This is a genomic window from Arthrobacter sp. BG3, from assembly GCF_056680185.1.
The window spans coordinates 1,374,866-1,399,641 of record NZ_CM155270.1; the positions used below are offsets into that span (position 1 = coordinate 1,374,866).

The window sequence follows — 24,776 nt, forward strand, 5'->3', positions numbered from 1 at the left end:
CCAGCCCTCACAGTGCAGCGCCCCGGATGGTTCCAACCGCTAGTCAGCCTGCGCTGCGGGGAGCCCGTCGGCCGGACCGTCTTCAGAGTCCTCGTCGTCCTCGGAGTCCTCGTCATCTTCAGAGTCGTCGTCAACATCGTCGGCGTCGTACTCGTCGCCGGCACCGTCCGCGTTGCCGTCGGCGTCGTCCGAATCGTCTTCCCGCGCCTCACCGGCAGCGGAGCCGGTGTCGAATGTGTCCCCCGCATCCCCTGTCACCTCGGCGTCCGGCAGGGGTGCCGGGCTTGCGGCTTCCGCGAGTTCATCCTCGCCCTGTTCATCGCCGGGGCGGACCCGTTCGGCCCACGGGACCCATTCGGGCGCCAGGATCGAATCCTCCGAGGGCAGCAGGCCCAGCTCGTCGACCGTAACGACCTTGGAGCGAGAGTTGCGCGTGAGCACGGCGTACCAGGTCCACCCGCCGTAACCGGCCAGCTTCGATTCGAAGAGGTGCGTGACCAGGCGGTCGCCTTCGCTCTTGGCAGCCAGGTGCCTGCCGATCTGCTCGGCCGGGGCGATGCCCTCCAGGGCGGCACGGGCGACGTCGACGGCGGCGGCCAGGAACGCGTCGGGCTTGCCGGTGCGCCAGACGGGGACGCCGGCGCGGGGCTTGGAGCCCTCTTTGGCCCCGGCTTTTTTGTCCCCGGCGCCCCTGTCCCCGGCGGCCCGGGAGGAGGTCTGATCAGTTTCTGGAGTCATCGCCGAGACCTACGCGTCCAGCTCGTCGGCAACCTTACGCAGGGCGACGGCGATCGCCTTGCCCTTGTTGCCTTCCGGGTATTTGCCCGCGGACAGCGTGCCGGACAGGTTGTCCAGCACGGAAACGAGGTCCTGCACCAGCGGGGCAAGGTCTTTCGCGCTGGGCCGCTTGGCCTTGGCGATGGAGGGCGTTTTGTCCAGCACGCGCAGGCCCAGGGCCTGGGCACCCTTGCGGCCGTCGGCCACACCGAATTCGACCCGGGTGCCGGCCTTGAGCTCGGTTACGCCCTCGGGCAGCGCGGACTTGGGCAGGAAGACTTCCTGGCCGTCCTCGCCTGCGAGGAATCCGAAGCCCTTTTCCTTGTCATACCACTTGACCTTGCCAATAGGCACGTAATCAACCTTCTTCGTTCTGCTGGTGACACGGCGGACGGCCACCGCATCCGCATGGATATGCGGGTTCAGGGTATGGCTGCCGGACCGTATTGGTCTGTTCCTTCAAGGTTATCCTGCCTAGCCTACTTTGGCCGTTTGGGGCGCGGGACAAGCCGGGCTGTTAGCGTTAGCTCCATGACACCATTGCGTTTCCGGCGGCCACTGTTGATCGTCGCGGCCGCCGCCGCCGTCCTGTCGCTCGCGGCCGTCGGCGTCGTGATGGCGATGGCCTTCAATAACGCCGTGTCGCCCGTCTGGATCACCTCCACTGCCTTGTACGGGCTTCCCCTGGCTTTCCTGCTGATGCTCCTGCTCATTGTTGACGGAATTGCAGCACGGCGCCGGACCCGACGGCCAGACGAAAGGTAGCGTGGCACTGATGTCCCTTATCCGCGCGCTCAGCAAGGAACTGCAGGCACGCAGCGATGACTCGTTGCGGGCCTTGTTCTCCGCGCGGCCGGACCTCATTTCCCCCGGCGTGCCGGACTTCGCCGCCCTAGCCGCCCGGGCCAGCGGCCGCGTCAGCGTGCAGCGGGCCCTGGAGCGGCTCAACCGCCCGGAAATGCAGGTCCTTGAAACCCTGCACCTGTGCACCAACACGGACACCGGGCACAGCGCCTCCGCCCCCATGCTGAAGAAACTCATCAACGGCGCCACGCTGGGCTCCATTGAGAAGATGCTGCACTCGCTGCAGGAACTGGCCCTCGTCCACCGGGCGGAGCCTCCGCACGGCGCCGCGCCGGCTGCCGGCACGAAGCTGCGGTATTACCTGCCGGTGGGCAGCCTCAAGGACGTGATCGGGATCTACCCGGCCGGTCTGGGGCGCAGCTACACCGAACTCGTGCGGCTCCAGCCTGCCTTCGCGCAGCGCGTGGTCCAGCTGGTCGGTGAACTGCACCGGAACGGGGCGGCGCTCTCCCCCGCGGCCACGCCAATGGAGGCCGCCCTGTCGCTGCAGCACTGGACCGCCACGCCGGAGTCCCTCCGGCAGATCCTGGCCGGGGCTCCGGAACGCACCACGGCGCTGCTCGCACGCTTCGGCAACTGGGCCATGGGCGCCGTGCCGCAGGCGCAACGGCGCGCCTCCGTCCTGCACGAGGCCGCCGACGTCGGGCCCGTGGACTGGCTCCTGGCCCGCGGGCTGCTCGTGCCGCTGGATGCCGCCCACGTGGAACTTCCGCACAGCGTCGGGGTGTCCCTGCGCGGCGGCTTCGTCATTGAAAAGTTTGCACTGACGCCCCCGGTCCCGCGGCTGGGGTCCACGTCGGCGGCACTGCGCCGCAATGCCGCCCTGGGCGCGATCGCCGAGACCCTGCGGCTGGTCGGTGAGCTGCTCTATGCCGTCCGCGAGCAGCCCCTGGTCACCCTGCGCAGCGGCGGCGTGGGGGTCAGGGAGCTGAAGCGCCTGGCGGACGCCCTGCGGGTTGAGATGCACGACGCCGGGGTTCTGGCGGAGCTGTGCGCCCTGTCCGGTCTCATCCGGCTGGACGTGGACAGTTCCGCCTGGGTCCAGCCGCCGCAGCTGGAATGGCTGGCGCTTCCCCGGCAGGAGCAGTGGCTCTGGCTCGTCAACGCCTGGCTCGCCAGCGAACGGGCGCCCTCGCTCGTCGGACAGCCCGTCAACGGCCAGGCCACGGTCCCGGCCCTCCACCGCGGCGCAACCGGCAGCACCATCAACGCGCTCTCGGCCGAGGCCCAGCGCCCGGACGCCCCGGTGGTCCGGAAACGGATCCTGGAAATCCTTGCCGAGCTGACCGAGGAGGCCGCGGCGCCGGACGGGCAGGCCCCCGTGCTGGACGCGGCGGCAGTGCTGGAGCGGGCCGACTGGACCCAGCCCCGGATGGCACGGCGTTTCAGCTCGCTGATCCGGGGGGTCCTGGCCGAGGCGGAGCTGCTGGGTCTCATCGGCTCGGGCGCGCTCAGCCAGATCGGGGCGGCCATCGCCGCCGAACAGCCCGACGCGGCGATGGGCATCCTGGGCGAACACCTGCCGGCCGCACTGAACCACGTCCTGCTCCAGGCCGACCTCACCGCCGTGGCGCCCGGCTACCTCGCCCCGGAACTGACCGAAAAGCTCCTCACCATGGCCGACGCCGAAGGCCAGGGCCCCGCCACCATCTACCGCTTCTCAGCCTCCTCCGTCCGCCGCGCGCTCGACGCGGGCCAGGATGCCCAGGCGATGCTCGATTTCCTGGACCTGCATTCGGCCACGGCAATCCCTCAGCCGCTGAAGTACCTGATCGAGGACACCGCCGCGCGCCATGCCAGGCTCCGGGTGGGGACCGCCGCGAGCTTCATCCAGAGCGACGACGAGACCGCGCTCCTGGAGCTGCTCCACACCTCCGGCGCCGCCGGCCTCGGTCTGGTCCGGATCGCACCCACCGTGCTGATCACCCACGCGGGTGCCCGGGAAACCGCGCAGGTCCTCCGCAACCTGGGGCTGTCCCCGGCCGTCGAGGAATCCGAGGCAGGCGGGATCCGGCTGCGGCGCACCACCGCGGCGGCCGGCAGCGTGCGGCCGGTCTACAGCGCCCCGCGCACCGCCCCGCCGGATGCCGACGTCGACGCCCAGCTGGCCGTGCTGCGCAGCGAACGCCCCACCGCGGGCGGCACCGACGGGCATCCCGCGGTGGCCCCCGGCAGCGAGGAGGCAACCCAGCTGGGGCTGGAAACCCTGCAGAGGGCGATCCGGCTCAAACAGCGCGTGGTGATGAACGTCGTCGACAGCATGGGGAATGCCGTGCGGGAAACGGTTGTTCCGGTAGCTGTGAACGGTGGGCGGGTCCGGGTGTTCGATCCGGACAAGGAAACCGAACGTGTTCTGTCCATCCACCGGATTATTGACGTAGAGGCCGCAGAGGAATTGCTCCAGTGAACGATGGACCGCTGATCGTCCAGAGTGACAAAACCATCCTGCTCGAAGTCGACCACGAACTGGCCACCGAGGCACGGCACGCGATCGCCTCCTTCGCGGAGCTGGAACGCGCCCCGGAGCACATGCACAGCTACCGGCTCACCCCGCTGGGCCTCTGGAACGCCCGGGCCGCCGGCCTGGACGCCGAAAAAGTGCTGGACACCCTGCTGAAGTACTCCCGCTTCCCGGTGCCGCACTCCCTGCTGATCGACGTCGAAGAGACCATGTCCCGGTACGGCCGGCTGCGGCTCGAAAAGGATCCCCAGCACGGCCTGGTCATGCGCACCTCCGACTACCCGGTGCTGGAGGAGGTCAGCCGCGCCAAGAAGATCGCCCCGTTGCTGGGGCCGAGGATCGATGGTGAAACCGTCGTCGTGCATTCCTCCCAGCGCGGGCAGCTCAAGCAGCTGCTGCTCAAGATCGGCTGGCCGGCCGAGGACCTGGCCGGCTACGTCGACGGAACGCCGCACCCCATCATGCTCAACGAGTCCGGCTGGAAGCTCCGCCCCTACCAGCAACTGGCGATGGAGAACTTCTGGGCCGGCGGCAGCGGCGTCGTCGTGCTCCCCTGCGGAGCCGGCAAGACGCTGGTCGGTGCCGCCGCGATGGCCACCAGCTCCACCACGACGCTGATCCTGGTGACCAACACGGTCTCCGCCCGCCAGTGGAAGGATGAGCTGCTCAAGCGGACCTCCCTCACCGAGGAGGAAATCGGCGAATACTCCGGCTCCGTCAAGGAGGTCCGCCCCGTCACGATCGCCACGTACCAGGTCCTGACCACCAAGCGGGGCGGCCTCTACCCCCACCTGGAGCTGGTGGACGGCAACGACTGGGGACTCATCATCTACGACGAGGTCCACCTCCTGCCCGCCCCGATCTTCCGGATGACGGCGGACCTGCAGGCGCGACGCCGGCTGGGCCTGACCGCCACCCTGGTCCGCGAAGATGGCCGCGAGGGCGAAGTGTTCAGTCTGATCGGCCCGAAGCGCTACGACGCGCCGTGGAAGGACATCGAGGCGCAGGGCTACATCGCGCCCGCCGACTGCGTCGAGGTCAGGATCGACCTGCCCCGCGACGAACGCGTGGCCTACGCCATGGCGGAGGACGCGGACAAGTACCGGCTGTGCGCCACGTCGGAGTCCAAGACCCTGGTGGTGGAACAGCTTGTGGCCGGGCACGCCGGCGAGCAGCTGCTGGTGATCGGACAGTACATCGACCAGCTGGACGAGATCGGCGAGCGCCTGCAGGCGCCGGTGATCAAGGGCGACACCTCCGTCAAGGACCGCCAGCGGCTCTTTGACGCCTTCCGCGCCGGCGACGTGCAGACCCTGGTCGTGTCCAAGGTCGCCAACTTCTCCATCGACCTGCCCGAGGCCTCCGTCGCGATCCAGGTCTCCGGTTCCTTCGGATCGCGGCAGGAAGAGGCCCAGCGCCTTGGCCGGCTGCTGCGCCCCAAGAAGGACGGCCGCGCCGCACGCTTCTACTCCCTGGTGGCCAGGGACACCCTGGACCAGGACTTCGCGGCCAAACGGCAGCGGTTCCTGGCCGAGCAGGGCTACGCCTACCGGATCATGGACGCCAAGGACGTCGGCACCAGCTCCCCCACCGACTGATCCGCACCCCTCGCCCGGGCAGGGCGCCCCGGGGCTTCAGACTTCTGGCGATCAGTGACGGGTCCGCCGCAACCGCGGGGCGCGACCATAGGTCCTTGCCCAGGATCCCCGGGATGAAGGCGGAAGCCGCAACGCTGTCCAGGTAGAACCGCAAACCCTCGCTTGCGCGCACCGCACCTCCTGCGGGGCCGCGGTCCCGGACCTCGGGACTTCCTGCCAGCCGGCCCAGGAACCGGGCCGCGTCAACAAAGCGCTGCTCCGTCCAGGCAGCCGGCGGGGCCTCGGGCATGTCTTCCCTCCAATCGCCGTCCGCTGGGTATCGAACGCGTCCAGCCTCTCCGGCATGCGGCCGCCCGCCGGGAGCACCGAGGACAGCCCCGAAGCGTAGACCTGGGCTTCCGTTTCCCACGGAAAGTTCGCCGCCAGTTCCGCCCTCTGCCGTTCCGGAACCTGGCCGATGGCGGGCCACAGCAACGGTGACTGGATCACCTTCACGACGGTGCTGAAAGTCGCCGTGCCCACCGTCCGAAACGGAACGCAAGTGGGAAGCCGCCTTGGGCCGGAGCGCTACCGGGACTTTCGGAGCGCACTGCGTGAGGTCAGCCCGCTCGCGCCGTGAGGGACGTTCATCCAACACACATCCGCCATTCAGAAAACTCCCAGAGTCTGGGAGGATTATGGGAACCATGAAAAAGAACGGTCCCGAAGCCAAGCTGCTGGTCGTCGATGATGAACCGAACATCCGCGAGCTGCTGTCCACTTCCCTGCGCTTTGCCGGTTTTGAAGTCGTCTCCGCGTCCAACGGGCGCGAAGCCCTGGCGGCGGCCGATCTCCACGCCCCCGACCTGGCTGTCCTGGACGTCATGTTGCCGGATATGGACGGGTTCACCGTCACCCGCCGGCTGCGCGCCGCAGGCAAGCACTTCCCCGTGCTGTTCCTGACCGCCAAGGATGACACAGAGGACAAGGTCATGGGCCTGACCGTGGGCGGCGACGACTATGTCACGAAGCCGTTCAGCCTCGACGAGGTCGTGGCACGCATCCGCGCCGTACTGCGCCGCACGCAGCCCCTGCAGGATGACGATGCGGTCATCCGCGTCGATGACCTCGAGCTCGACGACGACGCCCATGAGGTGCGCCGCGGCGGCAACGTGGTCGAGCTGTCCCCCACCGAATTCAAGCTCCTGCGCTACCTCATGCTGAACCCCAACCGCGTGCTGTCCAAGGCGCAGATCCTGGACCACGTCTGGGAGTACGACTTCAACGGGGACGCCTCGATTGTGGAGTCCTACATCTCCTATCTGCGCCGCAAGGTGGACATTGATCCGGATGCCCCGGCCCTGATCCAGACCAAACGGGGCGTCGGCTACGTGCTGCGGACGGCCGAGAAGCGCTGACGTTGCTGCTGCACCGGTGGAAGTCGGCGTCGCTGCGGTCGCAGCTCGTCGCCATCATGACCGCGCTGATGCTGGTGGCCCTCACTGCCACCGGCGCCGGTACCCTTACCCTCCTGCACAGCTATCTGCAGGGGCAGGTCGACGACAAGCTCCGGGCCGCGGTCGCCTCGGTCCGCCAGCAGCAGTCCTTCAGCCAGCTGCAGGACCAGAACCAGAGCATTCCCACCGACTACTCGCTGATGCTCTTCGCCCCGGGGCAGCCTCCGTTGACGTTCGGCGGCAACAAGGAACTCCACCCGGACATCACCAGCATCACCTCGGCGGACGCCGCCGACCGCCAGCAGATCCCGTTCCAGGTCCGCGGCACGGACGGGCGCAACTGGCGGGTGGTCGCCCTCAACGTCGTGGACAGCAACGAGCGCAGCTCCGTGGTGGTCATCGGGCTCCCGCTGTGGCCGGTGGATTCGGTGATGGAACACGCCGTCCTGGTGGTGGTCGGCGTCGGGCTGCTGACCCTTGTCCTGGCCTTCTTCATCGCCACGTGGAGCATTTCCCGGTCTTTCCGGCCGCTGGCCCGGGTCGAGAAGACCGCCGCGGCAATCGCCGCGGGCGATCTTTCCCGGCGCGTCGAAATCGAAAACCCCAATACCGAGGTCGGCCGGCTGGGCAGTTCCCTGAACGCCATGCTGGCCCACATCGAGACGGCCTTCGCCGCCCGGATGGCCTCCGAGGCGCGGATGCGCCGCTTCGCGGCCGACGCCTCGCATGAACTGCGCACCCCGCTCGTGACGATCCGCGGCTTCTCGGAGCTGTACCGGCACGGCGCCCTGTCCACCCCGGAGGATGTGGCGACCGCCATGGGCCGGATCGAAAGCGAGGCGAAGCGGATGGGGACCATGGTGGAGGACCTGCTGCTGCTCGCCAGGATCGATGAGCAGCGGCCGCTCCAGCAGAAGCCTGCCGATCTGTTGCTGATTGCCAACGACGCCGTGGTGGACACCCAGGCCAGCGACCGCGGCCGCACCGTCTCGCTGACCGGGCTGGACGGCCGGCCCCCCGGACCCGCCCCGGTGCTCGGCGACGAAGCCAAGCTGCGGCAGGTCGTGGGGAATCTCGTGGGCAACGCCCTGCGCTACACCCCCGACGGCACGCCCATCGAACTGGCCGTCGGCGTCCGGACCTCCGGGGACGGCACCCGGCAGTCCATCATCGAGGTCCGTGACCACGGCCCCGGGGTCCCGGAGGAAGAAGCGGCGCGGATCTTCGAGCGGTTCTACCGCGCGGACACGTCCCGGACCCGGGAAACCGGCGGCAGCGGGCTGGGGCTGGCGATCGTCGCGGCCATCGTCGGGTCGCATTCGGGCACTGTCAGGGTTGCGAAAACCGACGGCGGCGGCGCCACCCTGGTGGTCAGCCTGCCGTTCCTGGATGAGGCCGCCGAGGACGCAGGGTCGCGTGCCGGCTCCGGCGCCGGGTCAGGAACACGTGCCGGCGCCGTCTCGGGCCACGGCCCCGGCTCGGGCTCCGGCTCGGGCTCCGGCTCGGGCTCGGGCTCGGGCTCGGGCTCGGGCTCGGGCGACACCGCCGGGGAGTAGCCTGCCGGGTCTCCCGCGGCTTTTCCACATACCGTTGACCGGCCGTTCCCCGGCTTCACCGGCCTGCCTACGCTCGGAGGGTCCGGAGATTCCGGACCAGGCACTGTCGAGAGGTCATCCCATGAGCATCATTTCCGTCGATACGGAACTTCTCCAGCTCAAGTCAGCGAACGTCAAGGCCACGGTCGACCGCATCAGCGCCGACGTCCAGTCCATGAAGCGCGGCCTGGACGAGCTGCAGGCCAGCTGGCGCGGCTCGGCCGCCACCAACTTCCAGGCGCTCGTCGCGGAGTGGGCCCTGACCCAGGGCAAGGTCGAGGCTTCCCTTGCCTCGATCAACCTGGCGCTCAACTCCGCGGCGGCGAGCTATGCCCAGGCCGAACTGAACAACACCCAGCGTTTCAGCTGACCGCCTCTCAAGGCCCCGCAGGCGGTCTCAGGCTTCGGGGGTGCCCTGGTGGAAGCGGAGCCGCCATTGGGCGCCGTCATGGACCCACAGGGAGCTGCGCAGGGCTGTTCCGGACCGGGTGTGGCTGCGGTACGTCAGGAGGACAGTGCCCGCGTCCAGCCGGTCCGCCCCAAGCATTTCCAGCTCGGTCGGCCCGCCCGGCGTCTCTTCCAGGGACATCATCACGGCATCCCGGGTCCAGATCCGGCCCGAGGTCCCGATTTCGGTGAAGTCCGGGTGCAGCAGCACCCCGGTACGTCCGAAGTCCCCACGCGTTTCCGGAAGGAGGAGTTCGCGCTCAAGTGACTCAACGATCGCTTCCGGGCTCGCGTCGGTCCCCGGCACAGGGGTGGTGTCCTCGTCGAGCTCACTGAAGAGGTCGGGTTCGTCGAAGAGTGTCGGCTCCCCGAACATCTCCTGCTGGCCGGACGGCACCGGCACCTGCGGCGCCGGATGCGCGGCGGCGGGTGCTGCCTGGGCTGCGGGAGCAAGGACGCCGGCAGCGGCGCCGAACCCGGGACCCTGGCGCACGGCAACACCCTGCTGGTAGGCCGTGGCGGCAGCCCTGGCGCGGTCATCGGCCGCCTCGTTCAGGTCATGCCCGGCGTGGCCGCGCACCCATTCGAATTTATATTTGCGCCCCACCAGCGCCTGGTCGATCTCCTTTAGGAGCTCAACGTTCATGACGGGTTTGCCGTCGGACTTGCGCCAGCCTTTACGCTTCCAGCCCGGCATCCACTTGGTGACGGAGTTGATGACGTACTGGCTGTCGCACAGGATGTGCAGGTCCTCGCCCGGCATGTGTGCGGTGGAGCGGAACAGGTCCAGCACGGCCATCAGCTCGCCCATGTTGTTGGTGCCGTGCGGCCATCCGCCGGCCCGCCAGCAGTCATCGTTCACGTACCAGGCCCATCCGGCCGGGCCGGGATTTCCTAAAGCCGAACCGTCGGCTGCTGCTGTAATCGTCACTGCACCATCCTGCCAGACCCCCGCCGCCGTTGACGCCCGTGCGGACGGTGACCGGGGGTGCCGGTGGTCTGGTGTGCGCCGGACGGAGCCCGGACAGGGGCTGGGCGGAGGGGGTTAACGCCGACGGCGGCCCCACCCGAAGGAGGGACCGCCGTCGTTGAACTGTACGTTCAGGGCTGGACTATTCAGCGCCGGAAGCCGGGTGGTTAGAAACCGCCCATGCCTCCCATGCCGCCCATGTCGTCGCCGCCGCCCATGGCCGGGGAGTTCTTCTCCGGCTTGTCGGCCACAACGGCCTCGGTGGTGAGGAACAGGCCGGCAATGGACGCCGCGTTCTGCAGGGCAGAGCGGGTGACCTTGACCGGGTCGTTGATGCCGGCAGCCAGCAGGTCGACGTATTCGCCGGTGGCTGCGTTCAGGCCGTGGCCTGCAGGCAGGCCGCGGACCTTGTCGACGACGACGCCCGGCTCGAGGCCGGCGTTGAAGGCGATCTGCTTCAGCGGGGCGTCGATGGCAACGCGGACGATGTTCGCACCGGTTGCCTCGTCGCCTTCGAGCTGCAGGTTGGCGAATGCCTTGGCACCGGCCTGGATCAGGGCAACGCCACCGCCGGCGACGATGCCCTCTTCGACAGCAGCCTTGGCGTTGCGGACAGCGTCCTCAATGCGGTGCTTGCGTTCCTTGAGCTCAACTTCGGTTGCGGCACCGGCCTTGATGACTGCAACGCCGCCGGCCAGCTTGGCCAGGCGCTCCTGCAGCTTCTCGCGGTCGTAGTCCGAATCGGAGTTTTCGATCTCGGCGCGGATCTGGGAAACGCGGCCGGCAATCTGGTCAGCGTCACCTGCACCCTCGACGATGGTGGTCTCATCCTTGGTGACAACGACCTTGCGGGCGCGGCCCAGGAGTTCAAGTCCGGCGGTCTCAAGCTTGAGGCCGACTTCCTCGGAGATGACCTGGCCACCGGTCAGGATGGCGATGTCAGCGAGCTGCGCCTTGCGGCGGTCGCCGAAGCCCGGGGCCTTGACGGCGACGGACTTGAAGGTGCCACGGATCTTGTTGACGATCAGGGTGGCCAGGGCCTCGCCCTCGATGTCTTCGGCGATGATCAGCAGCGGCTTGGACGACTGCATGACCTTCTCGAGGACCGCAACCAGTTCCTTGACGTTGGAGATCTTGGAGTTGACGATCAGGATGTACGGATCCTCAAGGACCGTTTCCTGGCGCTCGGCGTCGGTGACGAAGTAAGCGGAGATGTAGCCCTTGTCGAAGCGCATGCCTTCGGTGAGTTCCAGCTCCAGGCCGAAGGTGTTCGACTCCTCGACGGTGATGACGCCTTCCTTGCCGACCTTATCCAGGGCCTCGGCAATCAGTGCGCCAATCTCGTTGTCACCGGCAGAGATGGACGCGGTGGCGGCAATCTCTTCCTTGGTTTCGATTTCCTTGGCGGAGGCCAGGAGCTCGCGGGTGACGGCTTCGACAGCCTTCTCGATGCCGCGCTTGAGGGACAGGGGATCAGCGCCGGCCGCGACGTTGCGCAGGCCTTCCTTGACCAGGGCCTGAGCCAGCACGGTAGCGGTGGTGGTTCCGTCGCCAGCGACGTCGTCCGTCTTCTTGGCAACTTCCTTGACCAGCTCGGCGCCGATCTTCTCGTAAGGATCGTCCAGCTCGATCTCCTTGGCGATGGAAACACCATCGTTGGTGATCGTGGGGGCGCCCCACTTCTTTTCGAGGACGACGTTGCGTCCACGCGGGCCGAGGGTGACCTTGACGGCGTCGGCGAGGATGTTCAGGCCCCGCTCAAGACCGCGGCGTGCCTCTTCATCAAATGCAATGATCTTGGCCATAACGGCAGTAGTCCTTTCGGGACAGTCGTTAAGAATGAACCTTTGCTGCGGTGCCCGCGACGGACGATCCTTGCCCGGCGGCCTCTGTATGCCGCTGGGCCAGGGATCTCACCCCAGCCAGGTGTTTCTTCGCTCCCGGATCGGCTGCTGCAACTTCGCGGCCGGGCGAACCGGGCGTCGTTTTAGCAGTCAATACGCGGGAGTGCTAACTCAATAATTAGCACTCCCCCGGGGAGAGTGCAAGCAGCGGGCGTACCGGGATGCGCCGCACCGGCCTGCTGGCGGCCCGCCGGAGGACGCAATACGCTACGGGCGATTAACTGCCGCCGCTGCTGGCCGTTTCGCTGCCGCTCATGGTTGCCCGGTTGTCCGCCCCGTAGGTATAGACAACGTAGTTTGCGGCGCTGACGTCACCGTTGGAATCGAAGCCGATCCGCCCGGACTCGCCGTCGTAGTCAGGGCGCTTGCCCGCCCGGATGGCGTCGAGGCACTCCTGGTAGCTCTTGCAAACTGCGGCTTCGCCGGCGGCTCCGGCACCCCCGGACGACTGGGCCTTGCCGCCCGAGACGGCAATCAGGCCCGCCGCAACCGAGGTTCCGGCGTCGTCCTGGGCTGCGGCGGCGGCAATGGCTGCGAGGTTGACGGCGTCGTACGTCTCGGCGGCGAAGGTCATGTCCTTCAGTCCCGGATCGACGGAGACCAGCCCGGACTGGAATGCTGCGGAGGCAAAGGTTCCGGGAAGGATCCCGCGTGCACCGTCGAGGGCACTGGAGCCCAAGCCGGAACCGTACTGGCTGACCGCGCCGTCGCTGAGGATGAGCTTCTTTCCGGCAAGGCCCGCGTTGTTCAGCTCGGCGATGGCGCCTTGGGCGCCAGTGCGGGAGACCAGCACGACGGCGTCCGGGGCTGCCGCCTTCGCAGCAGCGGCCGCCTGCTGTGCCTGTCCCGGGGCGAAACCGGCGACGGTGACGGGTCCGAGGCCGGAGGCCTTGGCCGCCGCGGCGACCGCGTTGGACACGTCCTTGCCGTAGCTGCCCTCCTCGTAGACGACGGCGACGGTTGCCGCACCGTTGTCCCTGGCGAGTTTGACGAGGACGGAGGCCTGCGCGATATCCGCTGCCGAGGTACGGAAGTAGTAGCCGTTGCTCTGGTAGCTGCTGAGCCCGCTGGCGGTGTTTGCGGGGGAAATCATGGCGATTCTGGCGGCGGCGAGGACATCAATGGCGGCGGGGGCCCGGCTGGAATCCGTCGGGCCGATGACGACGTCGGCTTTGGCCGCCACGAGTGCCTTCGCCTGCGCGGCGGTGTCTGTGCTGATGGTCTCGGGGAGCAACTCCACCGGTTTGCCCTTGTGGCCGCCCGCCGCGTTGATTTCCTTGACGGCGAGCTTCGCTGCGGCCAGCTGGGGGGCATTGAGGAAGTTCTGCGGGCCGGTGTTGTCGAGGATCAGCCCGATCCTCAGGGTGCCGTCGCCGCTGGCGTCGGCCGTCTCCACGCGGGCGCCGCCTGTCGGTCCCAGGCACGCAGTCATGGTCAGCGTCGCCACAGCTGCCACTGCTGCGGCGCGGCCCAGCCGCAAAGCACCGGCCCGGCGTCCGGCGGCGCTGACGGCGGCCTGCTGGACGCAGTCAGTTTCAGCGGCATCGTTCTTGGCAGCGTTGTTCTTGGAAGGGGCCTGCGACCCAGCGGCGGCAAAGGTCACGGGGCGGGCCGGACGCTTTCGGCCTGCGGGCCCTTTTCGCCTTCGCCGACTTCGAGTTCAACGCGCTGGCCCTCGTCCAGGGCGCGGTAGCCCTCCCCTGCGATGGCCGACCAGTGCACAAAGACGTCCGCCCCGGAATCGTCCACGGTGATGAAGCCGTAGCCCTTTTCGGCGTTGAACCATTTGACGGTTCCCAATGCCATTGGTGTCCACACTTTCAGTCGGCTTACGGGGCGGCGCACCACAGCGTGCGCCGCGGACTGCAAAATGCACACGCAGTCCGCAAAATACTGTACCCACAGCCTCCGGCCGGAGCGCAGGGCGCAGGCGGCTTGGACGGTTTGGGCGGCTAATAGTTACTCAGGCGTAACCGGGAGGGACTACCGGAAGCCCGGCGCCAGCACTACGACCAGCGGCAGCTGGAATTCGGCCGAGTCAACCACCGTCGGAATGCCCAGGAGTTTTCCGAGGGCTTCAGCGTTGCCCTTTTGCACCGCGCCGCTGTAGAAAACGACGGAACGCTGCTGGGGCGCGCCGCCCCAGTTTCCGGTCGAGCCTACCGTCCAGCCGGCGGTAGTGACGGTCCCGCCCACCCGGTTCGCCAGGCCCGCGGTTGAGGTGGCGTTGAAGACCGCCACGGGCTGTGTCTTGTCGACAGCGGCGGCCGCGGCGGGGGTGGTGGCCGTGGCGGGCGTCTCGCTGGCTACCGGGACGGCTGCCGGGCTTGTTGTCGGGCTGGCCGACGCCGGGCTGGAGGCTGCGGGGCTCGAGGCTGTCGGGGCGGAGGATGCGGCGGCGCTGCTGCCGCCCTGTTCGGCCGATACCGCCTGGGTGGTTCCGGCGGAGGCGAACCCGAGCTTCGGCAGGAACAGGAAGGCCACGAGGCCGACGGCCAGGGCTGCAGCGCCAACGGCAAGGATGGGACCCAGACGGCGCCGTCGCCCGGATTCGGCGGCTGCGCGGTGGACACCCTGACGTGTGGAGGTCTCCGGGACCCGATCAAATTCATCCCGAGCGTATTTGGTCATGGTAAAACGACGTCCTTGCATATTTCTGACGATTGCCTACGCCGGCATCCGCGCGGGAGTCCGCGCGTCCGGTTGTGCTTTACGCGTCTGAGCCCAAGCGGCGGGCGGTGCGCGCACGTTGGCGTGACGTACGTAGTCTACGCAATCTCTTCACCAACATGGGATCGTGGGCCAGCGCATCCTCGGTGTCGATGAGGGCGTTGAGAATCTGGTAGTAGTGCGTCGCGGAGAGGTCGAAGAGCTCCCGGATGGCCTGTTCCTTGGCTCCGGCGTACTTCCACCACTGCCGTTCCAGCGCCAGCATTTGCTGGTCCCGGCTGCCCAGCGGCGACTCGGGGCTCGTCCCGGCGGAAACTGATTCCGCCGAAGAAAGGTGTTCTTGCGCTTGTTCGGCCACGACACACTCCCTGGCTGGATCCGGTGAAAAGTCTTCCCCCATGCTACGGGCGAATAACAGGGTTGTCATTTGGCACCCTGCGAGAATGGGCCCTGTGCACACCTCCGACCCGCCTGATTCCGATGCCCTGTTCGAGCTGGAGCCCTCACCCGCCGAAGCGGTCGGCTTCGCTGAGCTGGCACTGCGGCCCTTGCCTGAACTTGTGGCCCCCGACTGGGCCGAGGCGCTGGTCCCGGTGGAAGGGCAGCTGCGCGATGTCCTGGCGTTCCTGGGCCGGGAAGTCGCGGAGGGCAACGCGATCCTGCCGGCGCCGTCGAACGTCCTCCGGGCGTTCCGGCAACCGCTGTCCGCAGTCAGGATACTGATAGTGGGCCAGGACCCCTATCCGACGCCCGGCCATGCCGTCGGGCTGTCCTTCGCCGTGGACGGCGCCACGCGTCCCATTCCGCGCAGCCTCGCGAACATCTACAAGGAACTCGACGCCGATCTGGGTCTTCCGCCTCGGGTCCACGGGGATCTCAGCCGTTGGGCTGACCAGGGGGTACTGCTGCTCAACCGGGTCCTCAGCGTCCGGGCAGGGGAGGCAGGTTCGCACCGGAACAAGGGATGGGAGCCCATTACGGCGGCGGCTATCAGCGCCGTGGCGAACCGCGTCAGAGCCGACGGCACCCCCGCGCCGCTGGTGGCAATCCTCTGGGGCAAGGATGCGGGGGCCGTGCAGCCGTTGCTGGGCTCCACGCCGGTGATCGCCAGCGCCCATCCGAGTCCGCTGTCGGCCGCGCGCGGGTTCTTCGGCTCCCGGCCCTTCAGCCGCGCCAATACGCTGCTCCGAGAGCAGGGGGACGGCACGGTGGATTGGGAACTGCCGCCGCTTCCCTAACCGGCTTCACAGTCGGGGTCCCGCCCAGGCTTCTTGGCTAGGCTTAGCTCCATGACCTCAGTTCCCGCCGCCACCTCGGCCACCCGGAAATCACGCCCGCAGACCACCCTCACGGTGCTGCGCCGCGAGCAGCTCTCGCCCCATATGGTCCGGATCGTTGCCGGCGGCCCGGGCTTCGCCGGCTACGTCAACAACGCCTTCGTGGACCGGTACGTCAAGATCGTGTTCCCCCAGCCCGGTGTCAGCTACGGGGAGCCGCTGGATCTCTGGGAGATCCGCGAGTCCATGCCGCGGGATCAGTGGCCGCACACCCGGACTTACACCGTGCGCTGGGTCGACGAGGCAGCGGCAGAGCTTGCCATCGACTTCGTGATCCACGGCGACGAAGGCCTCGCCGGGCCCTGGGCCGCGTCCGCCCGACCCGGGGACACTCTGATCTTCACCGGCCCTGGGGGCGGCTACAACCCCGATCCGGCGGCGGACTGGTACCTGTTTGCGGGCGACGAGTCCGCGCTGCCGGCCATCGGCGCCGCCATCGAGTCCCTGCCCGCGGACGCCCGCGGCCTGGCCTTCCTCGAGGTGGACGGCTCCGCCGACATCCAGGGCATCGTCGCGCCGGCCGGTGTGGAGCTGCGCTGGATCTTCCGCGACGGGGTGCCGGCCGGGGACAGCGGGCTGCTGGTCACGGCAGTGCGCGACGCCTCCTGGCCGGACGGCCGGGTGCAGGTCTTTGCGCACGGCGAGCGTGGCTACATGAAGGGCCTGCGGGAGGTGCTTTACGCGCAGCGGAGGCTGGAGCGCTCCCAGGTCTCCCTGTCCGGATACTGGGCGAAGGGCCGCGTGGAGGACGATTTCCAGGCCGAGAAGAAGCTCCCGATCGGGACGATCTAACGGCGCACGGTCCAACGAGCCCACGAACTAGCGGTCCAACGGCCCCGCGGCGCACGAGCCAAAGGTCCACGAGCTATCGGCCTATCGGCGCCGCGCCCGCCGTCGTTCGTTGCTGGCCAGGCCGTGCGTCAGGGGACGGGCGAGCGTGTCACCGAGCACGATGCCTGCCGCGACCCCCATCACGATGGCCCCGGCATTCAGCATGCCCCCGGCTCCCAGCAGGATCTCCGATTCCTCAATCGTCAATACATACATGGACCGGAATATGGTGAGTCCGGGGAGCAGGATCAGCGCGGCCGGGACGGCCACCACCAGCTGCGGGGCGCCCATCCGGAGAGCCACCACGCGGGCCAGCAGGCCGATGGCGACGGCAGCGACTGCGGGCGAAAAGCGCGGCCCAATGCCGAGCGCCTCTCCCCCGATCAGCACCAGATAGCCCACCACGCCCACGGCGGCGGTCGGCAGGAGCAGGTTCCACCTGGTCTGTTCAGTGATGCCGATCATCAGCACCGCGACGGCGATCAGGAGGACCACCACCCCTAAGGGATACGCCGGCGGGAATGTTTCGGTGACGTCTATGGGTTGCATCCCCGTCATATCGCCCACCACGAAACCCACGGCGATTCCGGCGACGAGTGCGCCGAAGGTCAGCATCGTGGACAGGAACCGGCCCGCCGCCGTGACCGGGAATCCGTTGATCGCATCCTGGACCGACGACACGAGGCGCCCGGTGGGCAGGAGCAGCAGGATCCCGCCCACAACCACGATGGCCGGCGGGATCTCGATCCCCGCCGGGCTTCCGAACCGCCACAGCAGCAGGGCGACGAAGGTGACCAGGAACGAGCAGGATGCCGTGATGAAGAAGTCAGGGGTGCGCCAGCGGCCCAGCTGGCGGGCCAGCAGGCTGACAAGCAGGTTGGACCCGAAAGCCACCGCGGAGGCACCGGTGCCGCCGCCCAGGACTCCGACAAAGACGGCGGAGAAAACCCCGAACGCCACGGTGACCATCCAGCGCGGGAAGGGCTTGGCGCGGTGGGTGATCTCCTCCAGCCGGCGGACGGCCTCCTCGCGGCCCACACCGCCGGCGACGATTTCCGTCACCAGCTGGTGGACCTGGGAGAGCCCGGCGTAGTTGTTGGTCCAGGACCGCACGACGCGCAGCAGCGAGATCGGCGTCTGGTCCTTGGGGGCGTAATTAATGGCCACGGACTGGTTGGTGATGTCCACTTCGATGTTCTTCAGGCCCAGCGCGGCCGTGATGGCGATGATGCTGGTTTCCACTTCGAGTGCGCCTGCACCGTAACGGAACATGGATTCGGCCAGATGCAGCGCGAAGTCGATGGTCTTGCGCGCGGAGGTGTCCACACCGCCCACCTGGATCATCGGGTTGGCATAGGGGCTGCCGGCGAGACGGTCCACGATGCTCATCGGCGCGGTGGGCGGGTTCTCCCCCTGCACCAGCCGCCGCAGCATGCGTTTGGCAGCGGCGTTCTGGCGCACCTGCGTGGCCGACATCGGCTCGGTCTTGGGCAGTCCGTCGGTTTGCGGCCTGCGGCGGCCGTCTGGTGGCGTTGTCATTCGTGCGTTTTCGATTTCCCTGGCTGCCGGTCTAGTAGAACTGCTGGCCGGTGCGGCGGGTGTAGAGCTGGCGGGCAACGCGTTCCCCGGCGGCCATCCAGGCCTTGTACTTCAGCGGGCTCAGCACCTGGTCATAGCAGCCGACAAAGTCGGTCACGGTCTTGCTGAAGCTTGTCTTGAACAGGCCCAGGCCGTGGAACGGGTTGGAGGTGTCCTTGAGCTGGTCGCTCGGCGGCGTGCCGCAGAAGTCGTATTCGGTGCAGCCGAGTTCCTTGAGCTGGTTGATCGCCGTCCACTGCACCAGGTGGGAGTCACCGTACTGGTTGCGTTTCTGCAGCGAGCCGCCGTCCTTGTAGGTCGCTTTGCGGCCGTAGTTGATGACGAAGGCGCCAACCGACGGAACATCGTTTTCGTAGACGAAAAGCAGGCGCCCCTGGCCCCGGCTGATGAAGTTGGTCCAGAACTGGCGGTAGTACTCATATTCGCGGACCCGGACCTGGGACTTGGCTTCCACGGTGTTGGTCATCAACGCGTACATGGCGCGGAAGTTCTCTTCGGCGGGTTCCATGTTGCGGACCTCCACCCCTTCGCGGATGGCGCGTCGGACCGCGTTGCGGCCGCGGGAGTGCAGGTTGCGCAGCAGCTGGTTCTCTTCCGGGGAGATGTCCAGCAGTGCCGTTGAATCGTTGGGCTGGAGGTTGTGGGTTTTGACCAGGCCGGCACCTTCGATCACGCCCCTGGCCTCATCGGAGCGCACGATGTCCGGCTCAATTTTGATCGCGAAGACTCCAAGCCGTGCCCGCTTCACGAACTCGGCGTTGGCCGCGGCGATGCCGGGGATGTCCTCAACAGCAGCCACATCCGGACCCTTGATCAGGTACCAGAGCTTCCCCAGGAGCGGGAAGGACTTCTCCAGGATGAGGTTGTAGCTCGTGTAGTCGGCCGTCTCGTAGACAAGGTGCAGGGGCTTCCAGCCAAAGTGCTGTTTGACCCCGGCAAAGGCCTCCGACTGCAGGAGATTGCCGCCATTGGGATTCGCGGTGACGTGGGCGTCCCAGTTGGCGACCTCTTCGGCAGAGGCAAAACGGGCGGTGAATTCACGCAAGGGTGCGGCATCCAATCATTGCGGTACGAGCGTCGGCGGCATGCGGACATGCAGCTTCAAGTCTATCTGCCCGGCCCCCTGCTCCCGGCCGGGGAGGAGCGGCTACGCTGGAAGCATGCCGTCTGATCAGCCATCATTGACCGCAGGATCCGGACGCCCGCGGAACGCGGCCGGACAGCGCGCGGTGGGACCCCAGCTGCTGGGGCTGCTGGCCTTTCTCGCGGCCTCTGCGCTGGTTGCGGGGCTGGGCGGACTCGCCACCGCCAACAACGTCAACGGCTGGTATGCCACCGCGGACAAAGCTCCCTGGTCGCCGCCGAACTGGCTGTTCGGGCCGGTCTGGACCGTGCTCTACACCGCGATGGCCGTGGCCGCCTGGCTGGTCTGGCGCAAGCGGACCGAGGGGACCCGGCCCGCCCTCACCGCCTACGCAGTCCAGCTCGTGCTGAACCTGCTGTGGACGCCGGTCTTCTTCGGCCTCTACCCGGCGCTCGGCACACCCGCTTTGTGGACCGCTTTCGCGATCATCGCGGCCCTGGCGGTCGCTGTGGCCGTCACCGTGCTGTACTTCGGACCGATCAGCCGCACCGCCGGGCTGCTGTTGCTGCCCTACCTCACTTGGATCGTGTTCGCCTCGTCGCTGAACCTCTGGATGGCACTCAACAACTGAGTCAGCATTCGACGACGTTCACGGCGAGGCCGCCCATGGCGGTTTCCTTGTATTTGGAGCTCATGTCCTTGCCGGTTTCGCGCATGGTGACGATGACCTCGTCGAGGGACACCCGGTGGGTGCCGTCGCCCCACAGCGCCATCTTGGCGGCATTGATGGCCTTTGCCGCGGCGATCGCGTTGCGTTCGATGCAGGGGATCTGTACGAGCCCGCCGATCGGGTCGCAGGTCAGTCCAAGGTTGTGTTCCATCGCGATTTCCGCGGCGTTCTCCACCTGTTGGGGTGTGCCGCCCATGACTTCGGCCAGCCCGGCCGCGGCCATTGAGGACGCCGAGCCGACCTCGCCCTGGCAGCCGACCTCGGCGCCGGAGATCGAGGCCTGCTCCTTGTAGAGCACCCCGATGGCTGCGGCGGTCAGCAGGAACTTGACGATCGTCTCGTCGCGGTCGGCCTGGGTGGCCTTGTCCATGCCGGGGGCGAAGTGCAGGGCGTAGTAGAGCACAGCCGGGATGATGCCCGCGGCGCCGTTGGTGGGGGCGGTGACCACCCGGCCGCCCGAGGCGTTTTCCTCGTTCACGGCCAGGGCGATCAGGTTCACCCATTCCTGCCAGTACTTCGGGTCCCGGAAGTCGGGGTCCTGATCCAGGGTTTCTTTCATGAGGCGTTCGTGCCAGTCCGGTGCCCGGCGGCGGACCTTGAGCCCGCCGGGCAGCAGCCCCACGCGCTTGAGGCTGACCTGGACACAGGATTCCATCACGGAGTAGACGTGCAGGAGGCCCTCGCGGATCTGCGCCTCGGTGCGGGAGGCACGCTCGTTGACGAACATGATCTCCCCGATCGAGAGACCCTTGGACTGGCAGCGGCCCAGCAGTTCCGCGGCGGTGCGGAACGGCAGGGGCAGTTCCTTTTTGGATTCGTCGAGTTCCTTCAGGGCCGCGTCCTCCTCGCCCTCGCGGACGATGAAGCCGCCGCCGACCGAGAAGAACGTGGCCTCGTGCAGGACGGCGCCGTCGGCGTCGAACACGGTGAAGGTCATGCCGTTGGTGTGCCGCGGAAGGATGGTCAGCGGGCGCAGGACCATGTCCTGCACCCCGTACGGCAGCGCCACCCCAGTCCCTTCCCCGCCGAGCTGCAGGGTGCCGGTATCGGCGATCGCGGCGAGGCGTTCCTCCACTTCCTCGGGGAGGATCAGCTCCGGATGGAAACCTTCCAGGCCGAGCAGGATCGCGGTCATGGTGCCGTGGCCGTGACCGGTCGCGGCGAGGGACCCGTACAGGTCCACCCGCAGCGACGCCACCCGCTCCAGCACGCCGGAGGCCTGGAGCTCCCCGGCGAACACCGCCGCGGCCCGCATCGGGCCCACGGTGTGCGAACTGGAGGGCCCTATCCCGATGGAAAAAAGGTCAAAGACTCCAACAGCCATGGTTGTTCCTAACTAGCTCAAACTGTGGCCCGGCAGATGGTCCTGCCGGAGGGCGGTGCGGCCGCCGGTCTGCGGCGGTCCCGCCGGATGCACGACGCCGGGCGGCAGCATGTGGCGGCGGCCCGGCGTCGTGATCTGTGCTGCTTCTACTACCTGTAATACGGCCCCTAGGCGAGGTTGGCAACCGAGGGGTAGAGCGGGTGGGCGGCGGCGAGGGCCTCCACCCGGTGGCGCAGACCGGAGAGGTCCGCGCCGGCGTCGGCGGTCAGTGCCTCCGCGATGATATCCGCGACCTCGGCGAACGCCGCCTCGCCGAACCCGCGGGTGGCCAGGGCGGGGGTGCCGATCCGGAGCCCGGAGGTGACCATCGGCGGGCGCGGGTCGAACGGCACGGCGTTGCGGTTCACGGTGATGTCGATTTCCGCGAGGCGGTCCTCGGCTTCCTGGCCGTTGAGCTCGCAGTTGCGCAGGTCCACCAGGACCAGGTGCACATCGGTGCCGCCGGAGATCACATTGATGCCCTTGGCGGTGACGTCCGGCTGGACCAGACGCTCGGCGAGGATCCGGGCGCCGGCGAGGACACGCTCCTGGCGTTCCTTGAACTCCGGGGACGCGGCGATCTTGAAGGCAACGGCCTTGCCGGCGATCACGTGCTCCAGCGGGCCGCCCTGCTGGCCGGGGAAAACGGCGGAGTTGATCTTCTTGGCGATGTCGGCGTCGTTGCTCAGGATGATGCCGCCGCGCGGACCGGCGAGGGTCTTGTGCGTGGTGGAGGTGGTGACGTGGGCGTGCGGCACCGGTGACGGGTGCAGCCCGGCGGCGACGAGCCCGGCGAAGTGGGCCATGTCCACCATCAGGTAGGCGCCGACGGAATCGGCGATCCGGCGGAACTCGGCGAAGTCCAGCTGCCGGGCGTACGCGGACCAGCCGGCGACGATCAGCTGCGGCTTGTGCTCCTGGGCGAGGCGTTCGACCTCGGCCATGTCGATCCGGTGGTCATCCTCGCGGACCTGGTAGGGGATGACGTTGTAGAGCCGGCCGGAGAAGTTGATCTTCATGCCGTGGGTGAGGTGCCCGCCGTGCGCCAGGTTCAGGCCCATGATGGTGTCGCCCGGGCGGATCAGGGCGTGCATCACGGAGGCGTTGGCCTGCGCGCCGGAGTGCGGCTGGACGTTGGCGTATTCGGCGCCGAACAGGGCTTTGACCCGGTCGATGGCGAGCTGTTCGATCACGTCGACGTGTTCGCAGCCGCCGTAGTAGCGCTTGCCCGGGTAGCCCTCGGCGTACTTGTTCGTCAGCACCGAACCCTGCGCCTGCATCACGGCCCTGGCGGTGTGGTTCTCCGAGGCGATCATCTCCAGGCCCTCGCGCTGGCGGGTGAGCTCGTCGTCGATCTTTGCGGCGATCTCCGGGTCCAGGGCGGACAGGTCCGCGTCCAGGGATGCGGAGATAACCTGCTGGAAGCTGGTGGTTGCCTCTGCCGCGCTCACAGTTCGCCGCCGTTCTTGGATGCGTACTCCTGGGCCGAGAGCAGCGGTCCGTCGGACTCTGCGGCGACCTTGAAGAGCCAGCCGGCACCGTAGGGGTCGCTGTTGATCAGCGCGGGGTCATCGACGACGGCCGGGTTGATTTCGGTGACCTCGCCCGTGACGGGGGCGTACAGGTCGGAGACGGACTTGGTGGATTCGACCTCGCCGCAGGTCTCCCCCGCGGTCACGGTGGCGCCGACCTCGGGCAGGTCCACGTAGACGATGTCGCCCAGCGCATCCGTGGCGACGGCCGAGATGCCGATGGACACAAGGTTCCCGGCTTCCCGCGCAACCCACTCGTGCTCGTCGGAGTACTGCAGTTCAGGGGCAACTTTTGCCATGTTTTTTTCCTAAGTCTTGGAGTGGTCTTGGTGCTGAATCTTGTGGGGCACGGTTACCTGCTGGCCTTGGCCGCGGAGCCGGGACGTGCCGGGCACCGCGACGGGGCCGCCGGGCTACTTTTGGCGCTTGTAGAAAGGAAGCGCGACAACTTCGAAGGGCTCGGTCTTGCCGCGGAGGTCGATGTCCAGGGTGGTGCCGGGTTCGGTGAACTCGACGTCGACGTAGGCCATCGCGACCGGGTAGCCCAAGGTGGGGCTGGGCTGGCCGGAGGTGACTTCGCCGACGGTGTTGCCGTCCTTGAGGACCGGGTAGTGGCCGCGGCCGGCCCTGCGCCCGAGGCCCTTGAGGCCAACGAGTTTGCGTCCAGCGGTGGATCCGGCGCCAGCTTCCTTCTTGGCGGCGAGGGCCGCCTTGCCGACGAAGTCGCCCTCCTTGGAGAGCGCCACGACCGGCCCCAGCCCGGCAGCGAACGGGTCGCCGTCCACGGAGAGCTCGTTGCCGTAGAGCGGCATGCCTGCCTCGAGCCGGAGCGAGTCGCGGGACGCGAGTCCGGCGGGCGTCAGCTCGCCGTCTTCGGCGATCGCGACCAGCGCCTGCCAGAGGGCGGCGGCGTCGTCGTTGGCGACGAAGATCTCGAAGCCGTCCTCACCGGTGTAGCCGGTGCGGGCCAGCAGCAGCTCCCGGCTGGCGCCGCCGAACATCAAGGGGACGTCGACGGCGGCGTAGTACTTCAGTCCGGTGACGAGCTCGTGCTGCGCGGCCGGGACCAGGCGCAGGAGGATCTCCTGCGCCTTGGGGCCCTGCACGGCGATCAGCGAGGTGTCGGCGGAGGCGTCCTCGACGGTGACGTCGAAGCCTCCCTCCTTGCCGGACACCGCACGCTCGGCCAGGGCCGCAGCGACAACCTTGGCGTTGCCGGCATTCGGGACCACGAGGAATTTGTCCGTCCCGTCGGCCCCCGCCGGACGGCGGTAGGTGATGAGGTCATCGATGATGCCGCCGTCCTCGTTGCAGATCAGCGAGTACTTGGCCTTGCCGACCGCCATCGCCGAGATCTTGCCGACCAGGGCGTAGTCCAGGAAGGCTGCGGCGTCGGGACCGGTGACCCAGACTTCACCCATGTGGGACAGATCGTAGAGGCCCGCGGACTTGCGGACCGCGTGGTGCTCGGCCAGTTCGGAGCTGTATTTGAGCGGCATCTGCCAGCCGCCGAAGTCCGTGAAGGACGCGCCGAGCTTCTTGTGCTCTTCGTGGAGGGCCGTGTAGTTCTCAGTCATC

At 67.9% G+C, this 24,776-nt stretch carries 23 protein-coding genes; 9 read left to right on the forward strand and 14 right to left on the reverse strand.

What is annotated here, in order from left to right; all coding sequences use genetic code 11:
• Positions 1–39 precede the first annotated feature (39 nt).
• Positions 40–738, reverse strand: a complete 699-nt coding sequence (locus tag AC1MFL_RS06030; protein ID WP_479814035.1) for a DUF3027 domain-containing protein — start codon at positions 736–738, stop codon at positions 40–42.
• Positions 739–747: 9 nt separating this feature from the next.
• Positions 748–1,131, reverse strand: coding sequence for a cold-shock protein (locus AC1MFL_RS06035; RefSeq protein ID WP_479814036.1), 384 nt, complete (start codon positions 1,129–1,131; stop codon positions 748–750).
• Between the two features lie 177 nt (positions 1,132–1,308).
• Here AC1MFL_RS06035 and AC1MFL_RS06040 point away from each other — a divergent pair, with 177 nt between their 5' ends.
• The 6 genes from AC1MFL_RS06040 (at position 1,309) to AC1MFL_RS06065 (ending at position 9,101) form a co-directional block, all read left to right on the forward strand.
• Positions 1,309–1,542 carry a hypothetical protein gene (locus AC1MFL_RS06040; protein ID WP_226758620.1) on the forward strand — a complete coding sequence of 78 codons (234 nt, stop codon included), beginning with the start codon at positions 1,309–1,311 and terminating at the stop codon, positions 1,540–1,542.
• A 10-nt stretch (positions 1,543–1,552) separates the two neighbouring features.
• Entirely contained in the window at positions 1,553–4,048 is a 2,496-nt protein-coding gene (locus AC1MFL_RS06045) for a helicase-associated domain-containing protein (RefSeq protein ID WP_479814037.1), read from the forward strand.
• Positions 4,045–5,700: a DNA repair helicase XPB gene (locus AC1MFL_RS06050; RefSeq protein WP_479814038.1), complete on the forward strand. Its 1,656-nt coding sequence runs from the start codon at positions 4,045–4,047 to the stop codon at positions 5,698–5,700. Before AC1MFL_RS06045 ends, AC1MFL_RS06050 begins: the two co-directional genes overlap by 4 nt.
• 686 nt (positions 5,701–6,386) lie before the next feature.
• On the forward strand, positions 6,387–7,097 hold the full coding sequence (locus AC1MFL_RS06055; protein ID WP_479814039.1) for a response regulator transcription factor: 711 nt from the start codon (positions 6,387–6,389) through the stop codon (positions 7,095–7,097).
• Positions 7,098–7,102: 5 nt separating this feature from the next.
• Positions 7,103–8,692 (forward strand): sensor histidine kinase, encoded by a 1,590-nt coding sequence (locus AC1MFL_RS06060; protein ID WP_479815340.1) that lies wholly within the window; start codon positions 7,103–7,105, stop codon positions 8,690–8,692.
• A gap of 121 nt (positions 8,693–8,813) precedes the next feature.
• Positions 8,814–9,101: a WXG100 family type VII secretion target gene (locus tag AC1MFL_RS06065; RefSeq protein ID WP_226758626.1), complete on the forward strand. Its 288-nt coding sequence runs from the start codon at positions 8,814–8,816 to the stop codon at positions 9,099–9,101.
• Positions 9,102–9,128: 27 nt separating this feature from the next.
• Here AC1MFL_RS06065 and AC1MFL_RS06070 read toward each other — a convergent pair whose 3' ends face one another.
• From AC1MFL_RS06070 to AC1MFL_RS06095, 6 genes are all read right to left on the reverse strand, one after another.
• Positions 9,129–10,109 (reverse strand): RNase H family protein, encoded by a 981-nt coding sequence (locus tag AC1MFL_RS06070; protein ID WP_479814040.1) that lies wholly within the window; start codon positions 10,107–10,109, stop codon positions 9,129–9,131.
• A 206-nt stretch (positions 10,110–10,315) separates the two neighbouring features.
• A complete protein-coding gene (gene groL, locus AC1MFL_RS06075; RefSeq protein ID WP_160667642.1) occupies positions 10,316–11,953 on the reverse strand; it encodes a chaperonin GroEL in 1,638 nt (545 codons plus the stop codon).
• A 316-nt stretch (positions 11,954–12,269) separates the two neighbouring features.
• Positions 12,270–13,484 carry an ABC transporter substrate-binding protein gene (locus AC1MFL_RS06080; RefSeq protein ID WP_479815341.1) on the reverse strand — a complete coding sequence of 405 codons (1,215 nt, stop codon included), beginning with the start codon at positions 13,482–13,484 and terminating at the stop codon, positions 12,270–12,272.
• Between the two features lie 167 nt (positions 13,485–13,651).
• Positions 13,652–13,858 carry a cold-shock protein gene (locus AC1MFL_RS06085; protein WP_226760976.1) on the reverse strand — a complete coding sequence of 69 codons (207 nt, stop codon included), beginning with the start codon at positions 13,856–13,858 and terminating at the stop codon, positions 13,652–13,654.
• Between the two features lie 177 nt (positions 13,859–14,035).
• Entirely contained in the window at positions 14,036–14,683 is a 648-nt protein-coding gene (locus tag AC1MFL_RS06090) for a LytR C-terminal domain-containing protein (RefSeq protein ID WP_479814041.1), read from the reverse strand.
• A 79-nt stretch (positions 14,684–14,762) separates the two neighbouring features.
• Positions 14,763–15,080 (reverse strand): DUF3263 domain-containing protein, encoded by a 318-nt coding sequence (locus tag AC1MFL_RS06095; RefSeq protein WP_479814042.1) that lies wholly within the window; start codon positions 15,078–15,080, stop codon positions 14,763–14,765.
• 85 nt (positions 15,081–15,165) lie between these two features.
• Between AC1MFL_RS06095 and AC1MFL_RS06100 the strand changes: the two genes are divergently transcribed.
• The gene (locus AC1MFL_RS06100; RefSeq protein WP_479814043.1) at positions 15,166–15,960 is read left to right on the forward strand and encodes a uracil-DNA glycosylase; all 795 of its coding nucleotides are present in this window, start codon (positions 15,166–15,168) and stop codon (positions 15,958–15,960) included.
• Positions 15,961–16,011: 51 nt separating this feature from the next.
• The gene (locus AC1MFL_RS06105) at positions 16,012–16,851 is read left to right on the forward strand and encodes a siderophore-interacting protein (RefSeq protein ID WP_479814044.1); all 840 of its coding nucleotides are present in this window, start codon (positions 16,012–16,014) and stop codon (positions 16,849–16,851) included.
• A gap of 81 nt (positions 16,852–16,932) precedes the next feature.
• Here AC1MFL_RS06105 and AC1MFL_RS06110 read toward each other — a convergent pair whose 3' ends face one another.
• Both AC1MFL_RS06110 and AC1MFL_RS06115 read right to left on the reverse strand, forming a co-directional pair.
• Complete coding sequence (locus AC1MFL_RS06110) at positions 16,933–18,429, reverse strand: threonine/serine exporter family protein (RefSeq protein ID WP_479814045.1); 1,497 nt, start codon at positions 18,427–18,429, stop codon at positions 16,933–16,935.
• A gap of 31 nt (positions 18,430–18,460) precedes the next feature.
• Positions 18,461–19,534 carry a lipid II:glycine glycyltransferase FemX gene (locus tag AC1MFL_RS06115; protein ID WP_479814046.1) on the reverse strand — a complete coding sequence of 358 codons (1,074 nt, stop codon included), beginning with the start codon at positions 19,532–19,534 and terminating at the stop codon, positions 18,461–18,463.
• A 115-nt stretch (positions 19,535–19,649) separates the two neighbouring features.
• On the opposite strand from AC1MFL_RS06115, the gene AC1MFL_RS06120 reads away from it, so the two are divergent.
• A complete protein-coding gene (locus AC1MFL_RS06120) occupies positions 19,650–20,204 on the forward strand; it encodes a TspO/MBR family protein (RefSeq protein ID WP_479814047.1) in 555 nt (184 codons plus the stop codon).
• Position 20,205: 1 nt separating this feature from the next.
• On the opposite strand, the gene AC1MFL_RS06125 is transcribed toward AC1MFL_RS06120, so the two are convergent.
• From AC1MFL_RS06125 to gcvT, 4 genes are all read right to left on the reverse strand, one after another.
• Positions 20,206–21,627: an L-serine ammonia-lyase gene (locus tag AC1MFL_RS06125; protein WP_479814048.1), complete on the reverse strand. Its 1,422-nt coding sequence runs from the start codon at positions 21,625–21,627 to the stop codon at positions 20,206–20,208.
• A gap of 167 nt (positions 21,628–21,794) precedes the next feature.
• Positions 21,795–23,117 carry a serine hydroxymethyltransferase gene (gene glyA, locus AC1MFL_RS06130; RefSeq protein WP_479814049.1) on the reverse strand — a complete coding sequence of 441 codons (1,323 nt, stop codon included), beginning with the start codon at positions 23,115–23,117 and terminating at the stop codon, positions 21,795–21,797.
• Positions 23,114–23,497 carry a glycine cleavage system protein GcvH gene (gene gcvH, locus AC1MFL_RS06135; protein WP_226760968.1) on the reverse strand — a complete coding sequence of 128 codons (384 nt, stop codon included), beginning with the start codon at positions 23,495–23,497 and terminating at the stop codon, positions 23,114–23,116. Before gcvH ends, glyA begins: the two co-directional genes overlap by 4 nt.
• Before the next feature lie 114 nt (positions 23,498–23,611).
• Positions 23,612–24,775, reverse strand: a complete 1,164-nt coding sequence (gcvT, locus tag AC1MFL_RS06140) for a glycine cleavage system aminomethyltransferase GcvT (RefSeq protein WP_479814050.1) — start codon at positions 24,773–24,775, stop codon at positions 23,612–23,614.
• Position 24,776 lies beyond the last annotated feature (1 nt).